Annotated in this window: 20 protein-coding genes; 9 read left to right on the forward strand and 11 right to left on the reverse strand. The window is 56.1% G+C overall.

The genetic code is table 11. From position 1 onward, the window contains the following. Positions 1-3 precede the first annotated feature (3 nt). From rsxD to Q7C21_RS07200, 7 genes are all read right to left on the reverse strand, one after another. The gene (gene rsxD / locus Q7C21_RS07170; RefSeq protein ID WP_039660307.1) at positions 4-1,062 is read right to left on the reverse strand and encodes an electron transport complex subunit RsxD; all 1,059 of its coding nucleotides are present in this window, start codon (positions 1,060-1,062) and stop codon (positions 4-6) included. Beyond that, on the reverse strand, positions 1,063-3,624 hold the full coding sequence (rsxC, locus tag Q7C21_RS07175) for an electron transport complex subunit RsxC (protein WP_375150552.1): 2,562 nt from the start codon (positions 3,622-3,624) through the stop codon (positions 1,063-1,065). Then, entirely contained in the window at positions 3,617-4,195 is a 579-nt protein-coding gene (rsxB, locus tag Q7C21_RS07180) for an electron transport complex subunit RsxB (protein ID WP_375150553.1), read from the reverse strand. Before rsxB ends, rsxC begins: the two co-directional genes overlap by 8 nt. Continuing rightward, complete coding sequence (gene rsxA / locus Q7C21_RS07185) at positions 4,195-4,776, reverse strand: electron transport complex subunit RsxA (protein ID WP_003853423.1); 582 nt, start codon at positions 4,774-4,776, stop codon at positions 4,195-4,197. Before rsxA ends, rsxB begins: the two co-directional genes overlap by 1 nt. A gap of 123 nt (positions 4,777-4,899) precedes the next feature. After that, positions 4,900-5,343 (reverse strand): DUF2569 domain-containing protein, encoded by a 444-nt coding sequence (locus Q7C21_RS07190; protein ID WP_003853425.1) that lies wholly within the window; start codon positions 5,341-5,343, stop codon positions 4,900-4,902. A 110-nt stretch (positions 5,344-5,453) separates the two neighbouring features. Further along, positions 5,454-5,669: a transcription modulator YdgT gene (ydgT, locus tag Q7C21_RS07195; protein ID WP_003853427.1), complete on the reverse strand. Its 216-nt coding sequence runs from the start codon at positions 5,667-5,669 to the stop codon at positions 5,454-5,456. Positions 5,670-5,960: 291 nt separating this feature from the next. After that, positions 5,961-6,140, reverse strand: a complete 180-nt coding sequence (locus tag Q7C21_RS07200) for a hypothetical protein (RefSeq protein WP_140033476.1) — start codon at positions 6,138-6,140, stop codon at positions 5,961-5,963. A 216-nt stretch (positions 6,141-6,356) separates the two neighbouring features. Here Q7C21_RS07200 and ytfQ point away from each other — a divergent pair, with 216 nt between their 5' ends. From ytfQ to yjfF, 4 genes are all read left to right on the forward strand, one after another. Continuing rightward, a complete protein-coding gene (gene ytfQ, locus Q7C21_RS07205; RefSeq protein ID WP_008926228.1) occupies positions 6,357-7,313 on the forward strand; it encodes a galactofuranose ABC transporter, galactofuranose-binding protein YtfQ in 957 nt (318 codons plus the stop codon). Between the two features lie 76 nt (positions 7,314-7,389). Next, positions 7,390-8,910, forward strand: a complete 1,521-nt coding sequence (locus Q7C21_RS07210; protein WP_003853431.1) for a sugar ABC transporter ATP-binding protein — start codon at positions 7,390-7,392, stop codon at positions 8,908-8,910. Then, positions 8,903-9,919, forward strand: coding sequence for a galactofuranose ABC transporter, ATP-binding protein YtfT (gene ytfT / locus Q7C21_RS07215; protein WP_008926230.1), 1,017 nt, complete (start codon positions 8,903-8,905; stop codon positions 9,917-9,919). Before Q7C21_RS07210 ends, ytfT begins: the two co-directional genes overlap by 8 nt. Continuing rightward, positions 9,916-10,902, forward strand: coding sequence for a galactofuranose ABC transporter, permease protein YjfF (gene yjfF / locus Q7C21_RS07220; protein WP_003853433.1), 987 nt, complete (start codon positions 9,916-9,918; stop codon positions 10,900-10,902). Before ytfT ends, yjfF begins: the two co-directional genes overlap by 4 nt. A gap of 43 nt (positions 10,903-10,945) precedes the next feature. On the opposite strand, the gene Q7C21_RS07225 is transcribed toward yjfF, so the two are convergent. The 3 genes from Q7C21_RS07225 to Q7C21_RS07235 all read right to left on the reverse strand — a co-directional run bounded on the left by Q7C21_RS07225 (position 10,946) and on the right by Q7C21_RS07235 (position 15,408). Next, positions 10,946-11,413, reverse strand: coding sequence for a GNAT family N-acetyltransferase (locus Q7C21_RS07225; RefSeq protein ID WP_375150554.1), 468 nt, complete (start codon positions 11,411-11,413; stop codon positions 10,946-10,948). A gap of 588 nt (positions 11,414-12,001) precedes the next feature. Further along, entirely contained in the window at positions 12,002-13,501 is a 1,500-nt protein-coding gene (araA, locus tag Q7C21_RS07230; RefSeq protein ID WP_375150555.1) for an L-arabinose isomerase, read from the reverse strand. Positions 13,502-13,704: 203 nt separating this feature from the next. Then, positions 13,705-15,408, reverse strand: coding sequence for a ribulokinase (locus Q7C21_RS07235; RefSeq protein WP_375150556.1), 1,704 nt, complete (start codon positions 15,406-15,408; stop codon positions 13,705-13,707). A gap of 365 nt (positions 15,409-15,773) precedes the next feature. On the opposite strand from Q7C21_RS07235, the gene Q7C21_RS07240 reads away from it, so the two are divergent. From Q7C21_RS07240 to Q7C21_RS07260, 5 genes are all read left to right on the forward strand, one after another. Beyond that, on the forward strand, positions 15,774-16,757 hold the full coding sequence (locus tag Q7C21_RS07240) for an arabinose ABC transporter substrate-binding protein (protein ID WP_003853437.1): 984 nt from the start codon (positions 15,774-15,776) through the stop codon (positions 16,755-16,757). A 99-nt stretch (positions 16,758-16,856) separates the two neighbouring features. Further along, the gene (gene araG / locus Q7C21_RS07245; protein WP_003853438.1) at positions 16,857-18,377 is read left to right on the forward strand and encodes an L-arabinose ABC transporter ATP-binding protein AraG; all 1,521 of its coding nucleotides are present in this window, start codon (positions 16,857-16,859) and stop codon (positions 18,375-18,377) included. Between the two features lie 12 nt (positions 18,378-18,389). Then, on the forward strand, positions 18,390-19,373 hold the full coding sequence (gene araH, locus Q7C21_RS07250) for an L-arabinose ABC transporter permease AraH (RefSeq protein ID WP_003853439.1): 984 nt from the start codon (positions 18,390-18,392) through the stop codon (positions 19,371-19,373). 76 nt (positions 19,374-19,449) lie between these two features. Then, positions 19,450-20,367, forward strand: a complete 918-nt coding sequence (gene araC, locus Q7C21_RS07255; RefSeq protein ID WP_182629769.1) for an arabinose operon transcriptional regulator AraC — start codon at positions 19,450-19,452, stop codon at positions 20,365-20,367. Between the two features lie 79 nt (positions 20,368-20,446). Then, entirely contained in the window at positions 20,447-21,493 is a 1,047-nt protein-coding gene (locus Q7C21_RS07260) for an oxidoreductase (protein WP_003853441.1), read from the forward strand. Positions 21,494-21,788: 295 nt separating this feature from the next. Here Q7C21_RS07260 and add read toward each other — a convergent pair whose 3' ends face one another. Beyond that, the gene (add, locus tag Q7C21_RS07265) at positions 21,789-22,784 is read right to left on the reverse strand and encodes an adenosine deaminase (protein WP_003853442.1); all 996 of its coding nucleotides are present in this window, start codon (positions 22,782-22,784) and stop codon (positions 21,789-21,791) included. Positions 22,785-22,815: the final 31 nt, after the last annotated feature.

A 22,815-nucleotide genomic window follows, 5' to 3' on the forward strand; every position in this document is an offset into this window, starting at 1 on the left:
CGCTTAATCCTTCTGATGGCCGTAAACGCGCGGCTGGGTGTAGTAATCGATGAGCGGCACGCAGATGTTTGCCAGCAGCACAGCAAATGCCACGCCATCAGGATAGCCGCCAAAGCTGCGAATCAGCCAGACCAGCAATCCAATCAGCGCACCATAGATCAGGCGACCCCGATTGGTGGTGGAGGCGGTCACCGGATCGGTGGCAATAAAGAACGCCCCCAGCATGGTGGCACCGGAAAACAGGTGAATCAGCGGACTGTTGAGTGATTCCGGTGAGAAGAACCAGCCCAGCGTGGCGCAGAACGCCAGTGACAGCAGCATGGCTGCAGGGATATGCCAGCGAATCGCACTTTTCCACAGCAGGAACAGGCCGCCCACCAGATATCCGACATTGACCCACTGCCAGCCCAGGCCCGCCAGCACGCCGCTGTAAATCGGCTGGGCCAGCAAATGCTCTGCGCTGTGACCGGCGCGTAAACCGGTTTTAAAGGTATCAAGCGGCGTCGCCTGGCTGATGCCATCCACACCCATCTGCAACTGCTGCATGGTTTCGCCCGCCAGCGTATGGCCACTGAACACCATGCTAAGACTGTCCATCAGCCCCGGTTTGATCGCCTGAAGGGTGTCAGGCGGCAGCCAGCTGGTCATTTGCACCGGGAAGGAGATCAGCAGCACCACATAGCCGACCATCGCTGGATTAAACGGGTTCTGTCCCAGACCGCCATAAAGCTGTTTAGCAATGACCACAGCAAACAGCGTACCGATCACCACCAGCCACCAGGGCGCCAGCGGCGGCAGGCTGATACCAATCAGAACAGCGGTCAGTAACGCGGAGTTATCCGCCAGGGTGCTGCCAACGGGCGCTTTACGCAGCCGCAGAATGGCCGCCTCGGTCAGCCAGGCGGTGAGCGTCGCAAGCAGGACCTGCAAAAAGGTGCCGTAACCAAAGAAATAACATTGTGCAGCAAAACCCGGCACTGCAGCCAGCACCACCAGCAGCATGATGTTGCCTGTGCTGCGGCGGTTATGGGTGTAAGGAGAACTTGCGATACGAAAAGCCATTTAATCCTCAAGCGTCTTAGACGACTGCGCTTTACGCGCTTTGGCACGGGCGATGGCGGCAGCAATAGCGGCCTTGCGCGCATCATCGGGTTGATTCAGTTCAGGTGCCTGTTCAGGTTCAGCATTCGCATTGTTTGCCTGCTCCTGCACCTCTTCAGCTTTCTCCACCGCAAAATGCGCGGCAGTAGCGACTGCTGCGGCATCGCGTGAAGCTGTCTCCGCGTCATTTTCAGCCTGCGCGGCTTTCTTCGCTTTGGCACGGGCAATCGCCGCCTGAATGGCAGCTTTGCGCGGGTCGGTTTCGGCAGGAGCGTCTGGCGCGGCTTCAGTAACGCTCACCGTGTCAGCCAGAGTCGTCGCATCCGCGCCTTCAGCCTGTGCGGCTTTCTTCGCTTTGGCGCGGGCAATCGCGGCCTGCACCGCAGCTTTACGCGGGTCGGTTTCGGCAGCGGCGTCTGGCGCGGCTTCAGAAACGCTCGCCGTGTCAGCCGGAGCCGCGGCTTCAGCCTGCGCGGCTTTCTTCGCTTTGGCGCGGGCAATCGCGGCCTGCACCGCAGCTTTGCGCGGGTCGGTTTCGGCAGCGGCGTCTGGCGCGACTTCACTAACGTTCGCCGTGTCAGCCGGAGTCGCGGCTTCAGCCTGCGCGGCTTTCTTCGCTTTGGCGCGGGCAATGGCGGCCTGCACCGCAGCTTTGCGCGGGTCAGTTTCAGCAGCGGCGTCTGGCGCGGCGTCAGAAACGTTCGCCGTGTCAGCCGGAGCCGCGGCTTCAGCCTGTGCAGCTTTCTTCGCCTTAGCGCGGGCTACCGCCGCTTCGACAGCGGCTTTGCGCGGATCGACGCTGGCTTCAGCCACGGTCTCCACCGCATCAACCGGTGACACTTTCTTCACCTTAGCTCGGGCAATGGCCGCTTCAACCGCGGCTTTGCGCGGATCGACAGTCTGACGCGTTACTGGTTGGGTTTCCGCCTGAGCCTCGGCCTGACGCAGACGCGCCTGCGCATGACGGGCTTCACGTTGCGCTTCAAGCGTCGCTTCATCCGGTTCAGCGGCCTGGCGGGCTTTCACCCGCGCTTTCGCAGCCGCCAGCTCACTGGTATCGGTACGGGCTACACGCTGTTTTGCCTCCTCATGACGCGCTTCACGGGCCTGTTTCTCGCGCTCCAGCCTTGCCTGACGGGCTTCGAAGCGAGCTTTGGCTTCCAGCGTGCGTTTCGCTTCCAGATCGATGGCGCGCAGCTCCGCTTTTTCCTGGCGATAATATTGCACCAGCGGAATATTGCTCGGGCAGACATAGGCGCAGGCGCCACATTCAATACAGTCATCAATGTGGTGTGAGCGCGCTTTATCATGATCGCCGCCCTGGCTGAACCAGTAAAGCTGCTGAGGCAGCAGCTTAGCCGGACAGGCATCGGCGCAGGCGGAACAGCGAATGCAGGACTGCTCTTCATCGTTGTTACCCATCTCACTGGGAGAGGGGGCGAGAATACAGTTGGTGATCTTCACCACCGGCACATCCAGCGACGGCAGGGTAAAGCCCATCAGCGGGCCGCCCATGATCACCATCTGACGCGGTGCTGGTGTAAAACCGACATGGTGCAAGAGATGGCTGATTGGGGTGCCGAGACGACTCCAGACGTTACGCGGCTGGGCAATTGACTCGCCAGTCAGCGTCACGACACGTTCGGTAATCGGCTCACCATTAATTATGGCGCGTTTAACCGCCCAGGCGGTGCCAACGTTTTGCATCAGCACACCGATATCGGTGGAACGTCCGCCGTGTGGCACTTCCATGCCGGTCAGAATACGGGTCAGCTGCTTTGCGCCGCCAGAAGGGTATTTAGTCGGGATGACGCGAATGTGCAGATCGCGTTCGTTACCCAATGCCTGTTTCAGCGCGGCAATCGCCTCTGGTTTATTATCTTCAATACCAATCAAAACCCGCTCAGCCTGCAACACCCATGCGAGAATGCGACTGCCTTCCAGCACTTCGGCGGCGTAATCCTGCATCAGACGATCGTCCGCAGTGATGTAGGGCTCGCACTCGGCCGCATTAATAATCAGGGTTTTCACCCCGCGCAGGCCGCCTTTGAGTTTGGTGGCGGTAGGGAAGCCCGCGCCACCCAGGCCCGCAACGCCGGCGTCGTGAATACGTTGCACAATGTCGGCGCGCGGATGCTGACGGTAGTCAGGCAGAGGATCAAGCGGTATCCAGCGGTCGTCGCCGTCGGGCGTCAGAAAAATACACAGTTCTGACAAACCCGAAGGATGCGCGGTCATATGCTGACCAATATCATCAATGACACCAGAAGTGGGTGCATGGACCGGCAGCATACGGCCCGTGCCAAACGTCAGGGGCTGACCGCGCAACACCTTGTCGCCAGGTGCAACGCAGATCTCACCTTCATGTCCGATATGCTGTTTCAGCGGGATAATAAAACGGTGTGGCAACGGCAGTTCGCTGAGTGGCGTACCGTTAGACTGGGTTTTCATTTCCGGCGGATGAATACCGCCCTGAAAATCCCAGACCTTCTCTTTTTTCAGGAAGTTAAACAGATTAAGCATGAGTATCTACCGGAATCACCCGTACAGGAATGGTATTCAAATCCCACTTCCAGTTAGCTGGTGTGGTGGCAACCGGACGCATTTCAATACAGTCTGTCGGGCAGGGTGCGACGCAGAGATCGCAGCCGGTACAGACATCGCTCAGCACGGTGTGCATGGCGCGGGTTGCCCCGACAATCGCATCCACCGGACAGGCCTGAATACATTTGGTGCAGCCAATACAGTTGGCTTCGTCAATGAACGCCACCGTGCGCACCGGCTCTTTCGCCGATTCATCGCCATCAATCGGCTGCGGATCAATGTTAAGCAGCGCAGCCAGTTTGAGCATGGTCTGCTCGCCGCCTGGCGCGCATTTATTGATCGCTTCGCCGTTGTTGCCGACCGCATCCGCATAGGGACGGCAGCCTGGATAGCCACACTGACCACACTGGCTCTGCGGCAGAATGGCATCAATCTGCTCAACGATAGGATCTTCTTCGACTTCAAAGCGGCGCGAGGCGTAACCCAGCAGCGCGCCGAACACCAGGCTCAGCGCACTTAATACGGCAACAGCAATCCAGATCGCGGTCATCAGAATTTCACCAGACCGCTGAAGCCCATAAATGCCAGCGCCATCAGGCCCGCAGTGATCAGGGCGATGGAGTTGCCTTTGAACGGGGCCGGAACATTCGCCAGCACCAGGCGCTCACGCATACCGGCGAACAGGACCATCACCAGCGAAAAACCGATGGAAGCACTGAAACCATACAGCGCAGCCTGCATAAAGGTGTGGTTGAGGTTAACACTCAGCAGCGGCACGCCCAGCACCGCACAGTTGGTGGTAATTAGCGGCAGAAAAATACCCAGCAGGCGATAGAGCGACGGGCTGGTCTTACGTACTACCATCTCGGTGAACTGCACGACAACAGCGATCACCAGGATATACGCCATGGTGCGCAGATAGACCAGATCCAGCGGCAGCAGGATCAGATGATTGACCAGCCAGGCGCAGATCGACGCCAGCGTGATGACGAATGTCGTGGCGAGGCCCATGCCAATTGCCGTTTCCAGTTTTTTGGAAACGCCCATAAAAGGACAAAGGCCGAGAAACTTCACTAATACGAAGTTATTCACCAGCACGGTGCCAACAAAGAGAAGCAGATAATCGGTCATTTTTTCGCCTGGGAGCCAGAAAGCGGCTTATTATCATTGATAGCGCGACGTATCTCAACACCCGCGCCACCTGCAAGGCGGCAGACCGCACTCAGAATTAAATTCCTGACACAACTCACCGCGTTACGGCGCGATAAAGGTCTTTTTTACCCGTTCTGAGCGTTTGAAATAGGGCACAAACACCGCCGCGGCCAGCAGCGACAGCAGTAATGTCTGAAGGGCTCGGCTATCAGCGACGGGTGTGAAAGCAAAGGTTTTCAGCGCCAGTAGCACGGTAATCAGCAGCCAGAGCAGATAATGGCGCGGCAGGCGTCGGGAGCGCTTCAGGAACAGCCAGCTGATCCAAAGACTATAGGCCCAGACCGCCACGGCGGTAAGCAGGGAAATGGCCCAGTATGAGAAGAGGGTGCTGCCGTGAGAAAACAGCGCCACACGCCACGCCGGATTAAACAGGGGAGTCAGATACATCGCCAGCACCAGAACGGTGGTTAACAGGGTCATTATCAGCCAGGCCAGAGGCAGCAAAAGCCAGCCACCAATGCGCGGCGCAGCAACCTGTTCATTCATCGTAGTTATTCCTGTCTCGGAGAGTCAAAGCGCAGCAGAATAACATGTCCAGAGAGGCACGCCCATCCGGACAACGTCAGCAGTAAACGAAGCGATAAATCAGTGAGAAATCAGACCACGTAGCGCCACACCGTTTTTGGTACGCAGCCCAGATCATATAACCGTCCGCCAGAGACCAGTTCAGCGCGTCGATGGTCGGCAGCCCGGTACATATTGATAATTTCCAAATCATTGGTCAGGGAGTAATTAAGATGATCGAAAAGCTTTTCCAGACTGTCTGAATTATTTACTTTGCGGAATTTAAGCAGGTAATCGTGCGCAGTCATCATTGCCATAATAGATAGAAGTAACAAAGGAGTGCTCAGTATAGGGGGCGGGCTTGGTCTGTCCAGATCATGCAGGTGAAAAAAGCCGAAAATCAGACAAAATCACCTTATTAGTCACTAAAAGTCCATATTCCTCGTTCTGATTATGCACGATGTTGGTAACTCAGCGCCTTAGTTTACTACGTCAGCCTGACTGGTTCGGGTTACTGCGGCAATTAAACGTTAAAAATAAGCAGCACAATATTATTTTTTATTCCATTTGACCCTGACAGCACATGAATACCTTATTTATTACACTTTAACCGCAGGAAATTTAACCGTTAAATAACGAATGCCATAGAAACGTTTCGCGCCTGATTCGTCTTCACCATCGATTGTGCGGACAATCACAAATCCCATTTTTTGTTCACCGCAAACCGGATAACCCATTTTGTACGCCTGCCTGTAATCGTTTCCAGTGGCATTAAACATAAGCGATTCTGTTTATTACATTTATTTAACCGGCATTGTAATTTTACTCAGCGATTTTATCCATAACACCCCTGTTGGAAAACTGCTCGCTCTGCACGTAACTCCTTTAAATTGCTCTGTTTTGTGAAGTGTGTCGCCATTATGCACGCTTTTTTAGTCCAGTCTAAGCAGGCTCTCTACCCTAAACAGCAAACGCCTTTCAGAGGATTAAAAACTATGTGGAAACGTTTACTTCTGACCACGCTGGTCAGCGCCGCGTTAACCGGCCCGGTACTCGCTGCTGATATGACGGTCGGCTTCTCGCAGGTCGGTTCAGAATCTGGCTGGCGCTCAGCGGAAACTAACGTAGCGAAAAGCGAAGCCAAAAAACGCGGAATCACCCTGAAAATCGCCGACGGACAGCAGAAACAAGAGAATCAGATCAAAGCCGTGCGTTCGTTCATTGCTCAGGGCGTTGATGCCATCTTTATCGCGCCTGTGGTACAGACCGGCTGGGAGCCGGTACTGGAAGAAGCCAAAGATGCCAAAATACCGGTTTACCTGCTGGATCGCGCCATCGTGGTGAAAGACAAATCGCTCTATCAGGCGGTGGTGACAGCTGACAACGTGCTGGAAGGCAAGCTGATTGGCGACTGGCTGGTAAAAACCGTAGGCGACAAAAAATGTAACGTGGTCGAACTGCAGGGCACGGTCGGTGCCAGCGTGGCAATCGACCGCAAGAAAGGCTTTGCCGAGGCAATCAGCAACCACCCTAACATTAAAGTGATCCGTTCTCAGTCCGGTGACTTTACCCGCAGTAAAGGTAAAGAGGTGATGGAGAGCTTTATCAAGGCGGAAAACAACGGCAAAAACATCTGCATGGTTTACGCGCATAACGATGACATGGCGATCGGTGCCATTCAGGCCATTAAGGAAGCCGGTCTGAAACCGGGCAAAGATATTCTGACTGGCTCAATTGATGGCGTACCGGATATCTACAAAGCGATGCTGGCGGGTGAGGCTAACGCCAACGTGGAACTGACGCCAAATATGGCGGGTCCGGCGTTTGATGCGCTGGAAAAATTCAAAAAAGATGGCACGCTGCCGCCAAAAGTGATCAAGACCGAATCGAAGCTGTTCCTGCCTGCTGATGCACAGGCGGAGCTGGATAAGAAAAACGGTATGGGTTACTGATTCACCGACCCGTCAAAGACCAGCCGCAGACCGCCCTCCGGGGCGGTTTTTCATGACGTAAGGCGGAGTGAGCAGAATGACCACGCAAAATGAAACACCGCTGCTATCCATCAGCGGCATTAGCAAAGGTTTTCCCGGCGTCAAAGCGCTGAATAATGTTTCCTTTGATATACGCAAAGGGGAGATCATGGCGCTGCTGGGCGAGAACGGTGCCGGTAAATCCACGCTGATTAAAGTGCTGACCGGTGTTTACAGCCGCGACGCCGGCACCATTACCCTGAACGGCGAGCCGATTACACCGCACAATACGGCGCAGGCGCAGGAGATGGGTATCGGCACCGTTTATCAGGAAGTGAATATGCTGCCGAACATGTCGGTGGCAGATAACCTCTATATAGGGCGTGAGCCGCGTCGTTTTGGCATGATTGACCGTCGGAAGATGGTGCGTGATGCCGATGCGCTGATGCGAAATTACGGTTTTTCCCTTGATGTCACGCGTCCGCTGGGCCACTACTCGGTGGCAATGCAGCAGATTATTGCTATCTGTCGCGCGGTCGACCTTTCTGCTCAGGTGCTGATCCTCGACGAGCCAACAGCCAGTCTGGATGCCAGTGAAGTCGAGATGCTGTTTACCCTGATGGCGCAGTTAAAAGCCAAAGGGATGAGCCTGATCTTTGTGACCCATTTTCTTGACCAGGTGTACCGAATTACTGACCGGATTACCGTGCTGCGTAACGGGCAATTTATCGCGACTCGTGAGACCGCCACGCTGCCACAGATTGAACTGATTAAGCTGATGTTAGGACGTGAACTGCTTGAGACGGCGTTACAGCGTCAGGGCAGCACGCTGCGCAGCAATCAGCCGGTGGTGTCATTTGAAGATTACGGCAGAAAGGGCACCATTGAGCCTTTTAACCTGGCCGTGCGTCCCGGTGAGGTGGTGGGACTGGCGGGTCTGCTGGGCTCAGGCCGCACCGAAACCGCAGAAGTGTTGTTTGGTATTCGTCGCGCCGATCGTGGAACCGCGACGATCAAAGGTAAAGTGCAGCGTATTACCAACCCGGCGAAAGCCTCACAGCTTGGCATGGGGTTTTGCCCGGAAGATCGTAAGACAGACGGGATTATTGGCGCGGCCTCCGTGCGCGAAAATATTATTCTGGCATTGCAGGCGCAGCGCGGCTGGTTACGGCCCATTAAAAAACGCGAGCAGCAGGCGATTGCCGATCGTTTCATCAAAAGTCTGGGCATTCGCACGCCGCACGCTGAGCAGCCGGTAGAGCTGTTATCGGGTGGCAATCAGCAGAAGGTGTTGCTGTCGCGCTGGCTGGTGACCAAACCGCAGTTTTTGATCCTCGACGAGCCGACACGCGGTATTGATGTGGGTGCGCACGCCGAGATTATCCGTTTAATCGAATCCCTTTGCGCCGATGGTCTGGCGCTGCTGGTGATCTCCTCTGAACTCGAAGAGCTGGTCGGTTATGCCGATCGGGTGCTGATCATGCGCGATCTGAAGCAGGTGGCAGAAATTCCGCTGGAGCAGCTTTCGGTGGCGTCGATCGTGAATGCTATCGCGGACGGAGGGGCAAAACATGCTTGAGTCACCTATGACATCTGAAAAAACGCCACGTCGTAAGCTGAAACTCCCGCCGGGGATGCCGCAAATCGCCGCGCTGCTGTTGGTGCTGTTAATCGACAGTCTGGTGGCCAATAACTTTTTTGCAGTGCATCTGCAGGATGGCCGTCTGTTCGGCAGTCCGATCGATATTCTTAACCGTGCGGCACCGGTTGCCCTGCTGGCGATAGGGATGACGCTGGTGATCGCGACTGGCGGCATCGATCTTTCCGTCGGGGCGGTGATGGCGATAGCGGGCGCAACGGCCGCCACACTGACCGTCGCCGGGCACGGTGTGCCGTTTATTATTCTCTGCACGCTGGCAACCGGTTTAGCCTGTGGTTTGTGGAACGGGGTGCTGGTGGCGCTGCTGCGTATTCAGCCATTTGTTGCGACGCTGATTCTGATGGTTGCCGGGCGAGGTATTGCTCAGCTGATTACCCAGGGTCAGATTGTGACGTTCGACAGTGACAGTCTTGGCTGGTTTGGTAACGGCTCGCTGTGGATGTTGCCGGTGCCGGTCTGGATCACGCTGGTGGTCGCGCTGGCCGTCTGGCTGCTGACGCGCAAAACCGCGCTGGGTCTGTTTATCGAAGCGGTGGGGATTAACCTGCGCGCTGCCCGCAATGCGGGTGTGACGGGCTGGCTGGTGGTGATGTCCACCTACGCGATCAGTGGCGTCTGTGCGGCAGTGGCCGGGCTCATCGTCGCGGCGGATATTCGCGGTGCAGATGCCAATAACGCCGGTTTGTGGCTGGAGCTGGACGCGATTCTCGCCGTGGTGATAGGCGGTGCATCCCTGATGGGTGGCCGTTTTAATCTGGTGCTGTCGCTGATTGGTGCGCTGATTATTCAGTCGATGAATACCGGGATTCTGCTCTCCGGCTTCCCGCCTGAGCTGAATCAGGTGGTGAAAGCGGTGGTGGTGATGTGCGTGTTGTTACTGCAGTCACCGCGATTTATTGCGATGTTAAAACGGAGGCGTCCGACATGATTAAACGTCATCTTCCGCTGATGATTACCTTGCTGGTGTTTGTGGCGGGTTATCTGTTTTGTCTGAGTCAGTTTCCGGGTTTTGCTTCTACCCGGGTAATTTGCAATATCCTGACCGATAACGCGTTCCTTGGCATTATCGCCGTCGGCATGACTTTTGTGATTTTATCTGGCGGTATCGATCTGTCGGTCGGCGCAGTGATTGCTTTTACCGGTGTGTTTCTGGCGCGGGCAATTGGTGATTTCCATGTCGATCCGCTGCTGGCCTTTGCGTTGATTCTGTCAATGGGCGCGCTGTTTGGTGCCATGATGGGCTGGCTGATCGATGCGCTTAAGATCCCGGCGTTTATTATTACGCTGGCAGGAATGTTTTTCCTGCGTGGCTGTTCTTATCTGGTGTCTGAGAACTCGATTCCTATTGATCATCCGCTTTATACCATGCTTTCCAGTCTGGCGTGGAAAGTGCCGGGTGGTGGGCGTCTGAGCCTGCTGGCCGTGATTATGCTGGTGGTGGTGATTGGCGGGATTATTCTGGCGCACCGCACGCGCTTTGGTAATCGGGTTTATGCTATTGGCGGGAATCTGACCTCCGCTCAGCTGATGGGTGTTTCAACCCGTGCGACCACCATTAAGATTTATATGCTTTCCACCACGCTGGCGACGCTGGCTGGCATCGTGTTCTCGATCTATACCTCGGCAGGTTATGCGCTGGCCGGGTTGGGTGTGGAGCTGGATGCGATTGCATCGGTGGTGATTGGCGGCACGTTGTTGTCGGGTGGTGTCGGTACGGTGCTGGGTACGCTGTTTGGTGTGTTGATTCAGGGGCTGATTCAGACGTGGATTAATTTTGACGGCACGCTGAGTTCGTGGTGGACCAAGATCGCCATCGGGATTCTGCTGTTTGCGTTTATCGCGCTGCAGCGGTTACTTACGGTGATCTGGGATCGTCAGCAGAACGCACCGGTTAAACGCATCCCAACCTGAGTATTGCGTATCCCGGTTAATGGCGGCTCTCAGGAGCCGCCTTTTATGGCGCCAGATGCAGGACCATCACCGTGACTTCTTCTCCCGCTATGTGCCGCTGTTCCACCGCCTGCCATCCTGAACGCTGATAGTACGCCTGCTGATCGGGAGTATAGAGCCAGAGTTCACTAATTCGCTTTTGTCTGGCCCGCGCAATTACCTGCTGGATCAACGCGTTTGCTACGCCCTGACCGCGAAATTTTTTGTCCGTCACCACTTCACCCATCCAGTATTCTCTTGCCGGGATGTCGTCCAGTTCATAGCGGATGACGCTACAGGTCGCGATGACCGTTTCGCCATCCGGCGTAGCAACAAGGGTAAATTCCGCCGAGCCTGTCTGATTCCTTTGGTGTAAACGCGCAAGGATGGTGGGTTGATGTGACCAGGCTGGATGATGTGACCATTCAGTGTGCAGCAGTTGTGCTGTTTGTCTGGCGTAGTCGGGATGTTGGTTCAGATCGACAACTTGCATGGCGCTGGTTACCTTCGTTTTGTCAGTCTACAAGCAATACAGGCTGGTGGGGGAAAGTGCAAGATGATGGCAGGATTGCGTTATAGCAAAGAATTAAGCTCTCTTATGTATGACAGGAAAAACAATCGCTATTGAATGTTGATGCAAGGTCAGGAAATGACTGCCTGATCGCAAAGGATTCCCGCATCCATGCGGATCGGCCGCGCCATCCCTGGCGCGGACGCTTTGCTCTTCAGGCATACCATTCCTTCCCGGTTGGGCTTGATCATTGCTGTAATGGACAGTGCGAGATTGAAAGAATGGAGTGCACAGTTGCAGCGAAATGGGACTTTCGCAGTAAGGGCTTTTATTACATGCTGAGCTTTTGAATATTCGCAAAAATGCAAAATTAAGGAGGGGATGGCGGGCAGTGGAGTAAAGCGTCCGCCGCAGGGACGCGGCGGCCGAGCCTACAGGGATGTATTTACGGCGACTTTACGGAACGCCCGCCATTCCCGACTGAATAGCACGAACCTGCAAACAAACGGCGCTTTATCGATCCTGAACCGATTTCTTTTCAGAACCCCTAAAGCGCCGTTTAATCACTTATTAACGTTTCAGACGGTAATACGCTTCGTTCCAGCGCAGCGCATCTTTAAACGCAGGCAAGGTGGTGTGCTCATCAATCACCAGCACTTCGATATCGTTCATCTCACCGTACAGATACATATCCTCCAGCGTCAGCGCCTGGCTGAACACCGTATGGTGTGCACCGCCGCCCAGAATCCATGCTTCAGAGGCGGTCGCCAGTGATGGCTGCGCTTTCCACAGTGCGCGCGCAACCGGCAACTTCGGCAGCGGTTTCGGCTGTTCGATAGCATCCACCACGTTAACCAGCAGACGGAAACGGTCGCCCATATCAATCACGCTGGCGTTAACCGCACGGCCCGCTGGGGTGGAGAAAATCATACGCGCTGGATCGGCTTTATCACCAATGCCCAGGAACTGCACATCGATTAAGGGTTTCTCTTCAATGGCAATTGACGGGCAGACTTCCAGCATGTGCGAGCCAAGCACTAAATCGTTGCCTGGTGAGAAGTGATAGGTGTAATCCTCCATAAAGGAGGTGCCACCTTTGCGGTCACCGGCCAGCACTTTGAAGATGCGCAGCAGGGCAGCGGTTTTCCAGTCGCCTTCGCCGGCGAAGCCATAACCCTGACCCATCAGACGCTGAACCGCCAGACCGGGCAACTGCGTCATGCCGTGCAGCGTCTGGAAGTTAGTAGTAAAGGCGTGGCAGCCTTCTGCTTCCAGAAAACGCTTCAGACCGAGTTCGATGCGTGCAGCATCCAGCACGTTCTGACGTTTCTCACCGCCAGATGCGGCGACATCGGTAAAGCGATAAAGACTTTCATATTCGTCGATCAGCGCATTCACGTCGCCATCGCTGACGCCATTGATCACCTCAACCAGATCGCCAACGCCCCAGCCATTCACTGAATAGCCGAACTGAATCTGCGCGGCGACTTTATCGCCTTCGGTTACGGCCACTTCACGCATGTTGTCGCCAAAGCGAGCGACTTTCAGCTGCTGGCTGGCCTGTTTAGCCAGTGCTGCACGCATCCAGTTGCCCAGGCGCTGCTGGCTGGCGCTGTCTTTCCAGTGACCGGTCACCACGCTGTGTTGCAGACCCATGCGCGCGCCGATGAAACCGAACTCACGGCCGCCATGTGCGGTCTGGTTCAGGTTCATAAAGTCCATGTCCATGCTGTCCCACGGGATCTCGGCATTGAACTGGGTATGGAATTGCAGCAGCGGCTTATTCAGCACGCTCAGGCCGCCGATCCACATTTTGGCCGGGGAGAAAGTGTGCAGCCAGGTAATGATCCCAATGCACTGCTTGTCATAATTAGCATCGCGACACAGGGCCAGCGCTTCATCCGGTGACTTCACCAGCGGTTTCAGCTCCAGACGCAGTGGTAAACCGGCCTGATTTAAACCCTCGACGACCTGACGTGCATTCTGTTCAACCTGGCGTAACGTTTCCGCCCCATAGAGATGCTGCGTGCCGATAACAAACCACACGCTGTAATTGTTTGACTGTTGCATAAAACCACTCCTTCACTTAGCGCCTACCTGATAGGCTATTTTATTTGTCATTCCGAACCTGGGCAGCGCTCACACAGGCTGCTTTAGCAACCTGAACGCCCGTCAGGGCGGCCCTGAAGGGGCGAGCGCAGCGAGTAATCCTCACGTACGCCCTCTACGCTCCGGTAGCTCCGCACTGTCCGTGTCCAGACTGCCTGCAACAATTACGCCTGTTGGGAGAGGCTCGTCGCGGAAGCGGGGCGGGCGGCGTATTGCGGTTCAGCCGTCACGCACCATTGTTGATAGCGTTGATACAGTTGTTGATAGCGGGCAACGCGCGCCGGATCGGGCTGCAGCGTCACGGCAATCGGACTGGCCATGACCTGCTGAGCATCCGGGACGCTGGCGTGAACACCGGCGGCAACGGCGGCGAAAATGGCCGCACCCAATGCACAGCACTCGTCAGAGGCGACGATATCCAGTGGCCGATTCATCACATCGCAGCAGGCCTGCATAATCGCCGGAGATTTTCGCGCGATGCCGCCGAGAGTCAGAATGCTCTCGACCGGGATCTGCTGCTGCTCGAAGCACTCCATAATGGCGCGCGCGCCAAACGCGGTTGCTGCGACCAGACCACCAAACAATGCAGGGGCATCAGTGCCCAGATTCAGGTCGGTAATCACCCCTTTCAGACGCTGATTTGCATTCGGTGTGCGGCGCCCGTTAAACCAGTCCAGTACCACCGGCAGGTGATCGAGCTGCGGATTGGCAGCCCAGGCCTCGGTTAAATCCTTAATCAGCGTTTTTTGCATCTCAGCCAGCTGAGGCTTCAGTTCCGGATGCTGCTGCGCCGCCAGCTGTAATGGCCAGCCCAGCAAACGGCTGAACCAGGCGTAGATATCACCAAAGGCAGACTGACCCGCCTCCAGTCCGATAGCGCCAGGTACCACGCTGCCATCAACCTGACCACAGATGCCCTTGATATCGCGATCGCCGACCTTTTCTGCGTCAGCAATCAGAATGTCGCAGGTTGAGGTGCCGATGACTTTTACCAGCGTATAAGGTTTAGCTCCGCCGCCGACCGCGCCCATGTGACAGTCAAACGCGCCACCGGAAAGTGTCACGGTCTGCGTCAGACCAAGACGCTGCGCCCATTCCGGGCTGAGGGTGCCCACCGGCATATCAGCGGTCCAGGTGTCAGTAAACAGCGGGGAGTCGAGCTGCTGCGTTAACAGCGGGTCGAGCGCATTCAGGAAATCGACATCGGGCAGGCCGTTCCAGTTGCCGTGCCACAACGCTTTATGTCCGGCGGCACAACGGCCGCGACGCAGCTTATCTGGTGCGGTGGTGCCGCTTAACAGGGCGGGCACCCAGTCGCACAGCTCCACCCAGGAGACGGCGGCTTCGCGCACAGCCGAATCTTCACGCGACACGTGCAGAATCTTCGCCCAGAACCACTCCGAAGAATAAATGCCGCCGATATAGCGGCTGTAATCCTGGAAGCGGCCACTGTGGCAAAGCTGATTAATCTCTTCCGCTTCTTCTATAGCCGTGTGATCTTTCCACAACACGAACATCGCGTTGGGGTTCTCAGCGAACTCCGGACGCAGCGCCAGCACGTTGCCGTCGCGGTCAATAGGCGCCGGGGTAGAACCGGTGCTGTCAACGCCAATGCCGACCACGGCGTTGCGCTGATCTTCACTCAGTGCATTCAGAACGCCGAGCAGCGCCTGCTCCATAGCGTCAATATAATCCTGTGGATGGTGGCGAAAACGGTTGGTGTGCGGATCGCTGTATAAGCCCTGTTGCCAGCGCGGATAGCTGAACACCGCACTCTGCAGCTCTTTGCCGCTATGACAATCCACGGCCAGCGCACGCACCGAATCACTACCAAAGTCCAGCCCAAGGGTGATGGCTCCAGCACGCATCGGAATCTCCTGTAGTTAGTTAACGCCTTTATCCTGGGTTCGGTGCACCAAATCAGTTAGTCATGGCTGGCTGACAATATGCACTTTTCTGTCATCGGCAGTGATTTTGTGATCCATTGCATAAGTTAAGGGCCGGTTAAATTTGCTGAATATATGGATGATTTTGCCGTGATTTTAAGATGTGATACCGCTCTACATTTTTCTTCGCTAATACCGCTAAAACTAGCCCAGCGTCTGGACACTCTGTCAGCACATGCCAGCCTAACGCCCTGATTTATGGCTGTACCCACAAAACAAAACTTACTGGTAGCGTTTACACCGATTCGTTATTAGCAGCGAAAAATAACCTGGTACCGGAGAGCATCATGCATAAATTCACTAAAGCATTCGCGGCCATCGGCCTGGCAGCGGTTATGTCACAATCCGCTATCGCCGAGACCATGAAGCTGGGTTTTTTAGTCAAGCAACCAGAAGAACCCTGGTTCCAGACTGAATGGAAATTCGCCGATAAAGCGGGCAAAGATCTTGGCTTTGATGTCATTAAAATTGCCGTGCCGGATGGTGAAAAAACCCTGAATGCCATCGACAGCCTGGCGGCGAACGGCGCAAAAGGTTTTGTCATCTGTACGCCCGATCCAAAACTCGGTTCCGCCATCATGGCAAAAGCGCGCGGCTACGGCCTGAAAGTCATCGCAGTGGATGATCAGTTCGTCACCGCCAAAGGCAAGCCAATGGATACCGTGCCACTGGTGATGATGGCGGCCACTAAAATTGGTGAGCGTCAGGGTCAGGAGCTTTATAAAGAGATGCAGAAACGCGGCTGGGATGTGAAAACCACCGGCGTGATGGCCATTACCGCCAACGAACTCGACACCGCTCGTCGTCGTACTGGCGGCTCAATGGACGCGATCAAAGCCGCTGGCTTCCCGGCAGCCCAGATCTACCAGGTCCCAACCAAATCTAACGACATCCCTGGCGCGTTTGATGCCGGTAACTCCCTGCTGGTGCAGCATCCTGAAGTCAAACACTGGCTGATTGTCGGCATGAACGACAACACCGTGCTGGGCGGCGTACGTGCGACTGAAGGTCAGGGCTTTAAAGCGGCTGACGTCATCGGTATCGGCATCAACGGCGTCGATGCCATCAGCGAACTGTCGAAAGACAAGGCGACCGGCTTCTACGGTTCGCTGCTGCCAAGCCCGGATATCCACGGCTACAAAAGCAGCCAGATGCTCTACAACTGGGTCAGCAAAGGTGAAGAGCCACCTAAATTCACCGAAGTTACTGATGTGGTGCTGATCACCCGTGACAACTTCAAAACTGAACTGGCGAAAAAAGGACTGATGTAACTGTGAGCCTGCCGGGCTGTTCGTTGCCCGGCATCCTTAATAGCCCATTTCGCGTCGCCCGCCATAACCGGCCGGTGGCGCGAAAGAGTGAGGATTAACATGAACACTGATTCAGCATTTCTGTCGTTTCATGGCATCAGTAAAACTTTCCCTGGCGTGAAAGCGTTGCAGGATATCTCCTTCGACTGCCGTGGCGGTGAAGTTCACGCTCTGATGGGCGAGAACGGCGCAGGCAAATCGACGCTGTTAAAAATACTCAGCGGCAGTTATCAGCCGAGCGGCGGTGAGATTCGTATTAAAGGCAAGCCGATGAGTTTTCAGCGCACGACGGATGCACTGGACGCGGGCGTCGCCATTATTTACCAGGAACTGCATCTGGTGCCGGAAATGAGCGTGGCGGAGAACATCTATCTCGGTCAGATTCCGCACAAACATGGACTGGTCAACCGTAAGCTGATGCGTTTTGAGGCGGGCGTACAGCTGAAAAATCTCGGCATGGATATCGATCCCGATATGCCGCTGAAATACCTGTCGCTGGGCCAGTGGCAGATGGTGGAGATTGCCAAAGCGCTGGCGCGCAATGCACGTATTATCGCCTTTGATGAGCCAACCAGCTCCCTGTCGGCGCGTGAAATCGACAACCTGTTCCGCGTCATTCGCCAGCTCCGCGAGGAGGGCCGGGTGGTGCTCTACGTTTCACACCGTATGGAAGAGATTTTCGCCCTTAGCGATGCCATCACCGTGTTTAAAGATGGCCGCTACGTGCGGACGTTTACTGACATGGCGAACACCCATCACGACGATCTGGTGCAGGCGATGGTAGGGCGCAACCTGGGCGATATCTATGGCTACTCACCGCGTCCCAAAGGGGAAGTGCGGCTGGAGCTGGACAAGGTTGAAGCGAAGGGCGTGCGTACGCCAATTTCACTGAAAGTCCATGCCGGTGAAATCGTTGGACTGTTTGGACTGGTCGGTGCCGGACGCAGTGAACTGCTGAAGGGCCTGTTCGGCGGCACGCGTTTGCGTGGTGGTCAGGTCATCCTGGACGGCAAGCCACTGCCGCTGCGTGAGCCGATTGACGCCATTCGTGCCGGCATCATGCTCTGCCCGGAAGATCGTAAAGCTGAGGGCATTATTCCGGTGCACTCGGTGCGCGACAACATCAACATCAGCGCCCGCCGTCACAACCTGACTGCCGGTTGCCTGATAAAAAACGGCTGGGAAAACAAGAACGCCGACAGCCATATCCGCTCGCTGAATATTAAAACGCCCAGCGCCGATCAGCTGATCATGAACCTTTCTGGCGGTAATCAGCAGAAGGCGATCCTGGGACGCTGGCTCTCTGAGGATATGAAAGTGATCCTGCTGGATGAGCCAACGCGCGGCATCGATGTCGGTGCCAAACATGAAATTTATAACCTGATTTATCAGCTGGCGAACCGGGGCATTGCGGTGCTGTTCGCCTCGAGCGATTTACCGGAAGTGATGGGCCTGGCCGATCGCATCGTTGTGATGCGTGAAGGTGCCATTGCCGGTGAACTGCTGCACGACGACGCCACGGAGCAGCAGACGCTGAGCCTGGCGATGCCCAAAACCACTCAAGCGGCCGCCGTGGCCTGACAGGAGATCATCATGGCTTCATCTACGACCTCAAATACACCGCAGCCCGCTTCACGCGGCGGCCTGCAGTTAGGTCGCATCTGGGACAACTTCGGCATGCTGGTGGTATTTGCACTGCTGTTTATTGTCTGTGCGATTTTTGTGCCGAACTTCGGCTCGTTTATCAATATGAAAGGCTTAGGGCTGGCGATGTCGATGTCCGGCATGGTCGCCTGCGGCATGCTGTTCTGTCTGGCTTCCGGTGACTTTGACCTGTCGGTCGCTTCCGTCATCGCCTGTGCGGGTGTCGTCACCGCCGTGGTCATCAATATGACGGAAAGCCTGTGGATTGGTGTGGGTGCCGGACTGGTGCTCGGCATGATCACCGGCTTTATCAACGGCTTTGTGATTGCGCGACTGAAGATCAATGCCCTGATCACCACGCTGGCGACGATGCAGATCGTACGCGGCCTGGCTTATATCTTCTCTGACGGTAAAGCCGTTGGTATTGAAGATGAGCGCTTCTTTGAACTGGGCTTTGCCAACTGGCTGGGTGTGCCCGCGCCGATCTGGCTGACTCTGGCCACCATGGTGATCTTCGGCTTCCTGCTCAACAAAACCACCTTTGGTCGTAATACGCTCGCGATTGGTGGCAATGAAGAGGCGGCGCGCCTGGCGGGTGTACCGGTAGTGCGCACCCGTATCATCATCTTTATCCTCTCCGGCCTGGTCTCTGCGGCGGCGGGCATTATTCTGGCGTCACGTATGACCAGCGGCCAGCCGATGACCTCCATCGGCTATGAACTGGTGGTGATTTCTGCCTGCGTACTGGGTGGTGTTTCACTGAAGGGCGGCATCGGTAAGATCTCTTACGTGGTGGCGGGGGTATTGATCCTCGGCACGGTAGAGAATGCGATGAATTTATTGAATATCTCGCCATTCTCACAGTATGTGGTGCGCGGTCTGATACTGTTAGCTGCGGTGATTTTTGACCGTTACAAACAGAAAAAAGCCTGATTGAGCGAGCCGTTGGCCTGCGGACGCAGAGGTGTCTGCAGGCTATCCGAACAATAACAGACTGAGTGAGGACGCTATGTATCACCGCGAATTACCGGCTGAGCAGCAAAACCCCTTGTTGCCGGGCTATTCATTCAATGCCTGGCTGGTGGCAGGGCTGACGCCCATCACTGCCGATGGTCCGCTCGATTTTTTTATCGACCGCCCGCACGGCATGAAAGGTTACATTCTGAATCTCACCATTAAAGGCAAAGGGCGGGTATTCGACGGCGAGCGGGCATTTGACTGCGAGCCCGGCGAAATGCTGCTGTTTCAGCCAAAAACTGCCCACTACTATGGTCGCGCGCCGGACAGTCCGCAGTGGTTCCACCGCTGGGTCTATTTCCGTCCGCGCGCCTACTGGCACGACTGGCTGCGCTGGCAGGATGAGCAGGAGGGTGTGGGACGACTGCTGCTGCCTGAGTCACTGCGTGGCGAGTTTGACCGACTGTTTGCCAGTATCGAACAGACCCATAATTCGGGTCGGCGCTTTGCGGAAGAGCTGGCGATGAACCTGCTGGAGCGACTACTGCTACGTGCCGTTGAAGAAGATCCGCGTAGTCATCAGCTCATCCGCGATCCACGCGTAATTGAAGCCTGCCAGTATGTGACCAACCATCTTGCAAGCGAAGTGAAGATTGAAGAGGTGGCGCGTCACGTCTGCCTGTCACCGTCGCGGCTGGCACACCTGTTCCGCGAGCAGATGGGTGTAAATCTGCTGCGCTGGCGTGAAGATCAGCGCGTTATTCGCGCCAAACTGTTGCTGCAGACCACCCAGGAACCGATCGCCTCGGTAGGGCGTGAAGTGGGTTACGACGACCAGCTCTACTTCTCGCGCGTGTTTCGCAAGCGTGTTGGTGTCAGTCCCAGCGATTTCCGCCGCCGCAATCAGGACGCACATGACAACCTGGCGGCGCAGACGGCCTGGCCCCTGGCGCGGAGTGCTATCTCTTAGTTTTTTCGGGAGATTCCGCCTTGTCCTCACCTGGTTAATAGTCTTAAATCAATCAGGTTAGCGACAAAGAGGAATCAAAATGAGCGATAAATTACGTGTTGGTCTGATCGGCTACGGTTTTGCCAGTAAAACGTTTCACGCCCCGCTGATTGCAGGGACACCGGACGTCGAGCTGGCAGCCATTTCCAGTAGCGACGCCAGCAAAGTCCACGCCGACTGGCCTGCTGTTAAAGTGGTGGCCGATCCTCAGGCGCTGCTGGACGACCCTACGCTGCAACTGATTGTTATTCCTACCCCCAACGACACCCACTTCCCGCTGGCAAAAGCGGCGCTGAACGCCGGTAAACATGTGGTGGTCGACAAGCCGTTTACCGTGACGTTGTCACAGGCGCGCGAACTGGATGCGCTGGCGAAAGCCAAAGGGTTGCTGCTATCGGTGTTCCATAACCGCCGCTGGGACAGTGACTTTTTGACGCTGAAATCCCTCCTTGAGACAGGCTCACTGGGTGAAGTGCGCTATTTCGAATCGCACTTTGACCGCTTCCGTCTGGAAGTGCGTAATCGCTGGCGCGAAATGAAGGGCGCAGGCAGCGGAATCTGGTATGACCTGGGGCCACATCTGCTGGACCAGGCGCTGCAGCTGTTTGGCCCGCCGGTCGCTATTAATGTCGACCTGGCCGAGATGCGTCCGGGCGCGCAGACCACCGACTACTTCCATGCCACGCTGACCTACCCGCAGCGCCGCGTGGTGCTGCACGCCAGCATGCTGGTGGCAGCAGAATCTGCCCGTTATACCGTCCACGGCACGCGCGGCAGTTACGTCAAATATGGTCTGGACCCACAGGAAGATCGCCTGAAGTCGGGGGATTTCCCGCCGCAGGAGGACTGGGGTTATGACATGCGCGACGGCACGCTGACGTTAGTTGACGGTGATTCACTGACGGAGACTACTCAACTGACTCAGCCGGGCAACTATCCCGCTTACTATGCGGGCATCCGCGATGCGATTGCCGGACGCGGTAACAATCCGGTGACGGCGGAAGAAGCGATTCAGGTGATGGAGCTGATTGAACTGGGTCTGCAATCCGCTGAGAAACGCCAGACGATGTCGCTGAAGCGCGTCTGATCTGTAGGTGCTTAATGCAGAAAGCAGAACGGGCCGGTTATCCGGCCCGTTTTATTAGCAGCGCCAACTGCAAGACCGAGCCAGCGAAGGGAGCACGGCCAGATCGGAAAGACGCAAAAGCCGCCATCCATGGCATGCTCGGCCCTCGCCGTCCTGGCGCGGGACGCTTTCCTCTTCTCACCGTGTTCCCTGCGCGTCAAGCATATGCGTGGCTGTCAGAATTGCCCGGAGTGTGTTGGGGCAGCAGAGTGACGGGCCGGTTATCCGGCCCGTTTTTTGTCGCTACGCTTCAGGATTACTGCACGCGTGCGCGGATAGCCGCTTTCTCAGCCTCGCTGAGGAAGGCAATCGTCAGACCATTCTCCTGCGCCTGACGCATCTGCGCTGCGCTCAGACCGGCAGCCGGTGCGGCGTGCTGATACTCATGCGCCAGTTCAATGCCCTGAACCGCCGGATCATCCGTGTTGATGGTCGCCAGAATGCCATGCTCCAGGAAGGTTTTCAGCGGATGCTGCGCCAGTGAGGGCACAGTGCTGGTCTGAATATTGGAGGTCAGGCAGGATTCAATACCAATCCGGTGCTCCGCCAGGAAATCCATCAGCGCGCGATCTTCGATCGCTTTCACACCGTGACCAATACGTTCAGCGCCCAGCTCCCGAATCGCCTGCCAGATGCTCTCTGGTCCAGCCGCTTCGCCCGCATGTACGGTAACGCGGAAGCCGGCATCGCGCGCCTGGGTAAAGTGGCTCAGGAACTCGCTGCCCGGGAAGCCCAGCTCATCTCCCGCCAGATCGACCCCAGTGATGTGATCGCGATGGGCAAGCAAACCTTCCAGCTCGCCGAGGCAGGCATCTTCGCCAAAGGTACGGCTCATAATACCAATCAGACGCACGTCGATATCGTGTTGCTGCCGACCTGCGCGTACGCCCTCGATCACCGCTTCGACCACACCGGCAATCGGCAGGTTGTGGGTCATCGCCATATAACCAGGGGAAAAACGCAGTTCAGTGTAGTGAATGCCGGCGCGCGCGGCATCTTCGACATTCTCCTGCGCGATCCGGCGGCAGGCATCCAGATCGCCCAACACTTTCACGCCCCAGTCGAGCTTCTGCAGGAAGCTCACCAGGTCAGGTTCATTCTCGCCGACCTGCACGTGCGGAAGCAGAGTCTCAAGCGTGGTGGCGGGCAGGGTAAGGTTAAACTGGCGACCTAAATCGAGAATGGTTTGTGCACGAATGTTGCCATCAAGGTGGCGGTGAATATCAGTCAGTGGGATTTTTGAATCGATCATGGCGCACTCGCTCAGTTGTCGGTGAAGTGCA

The organism is Pantoea sp. ANP04, assembly GCF_041982285.1.
In the GTDB taxonomy this organism is placed as follows: Bacteria; Pseudomonadota; Gammaproteobacteria; order Enterobacterales; family Enterobacteriaceae; genus Pantoea; species Pantoea eucalypti.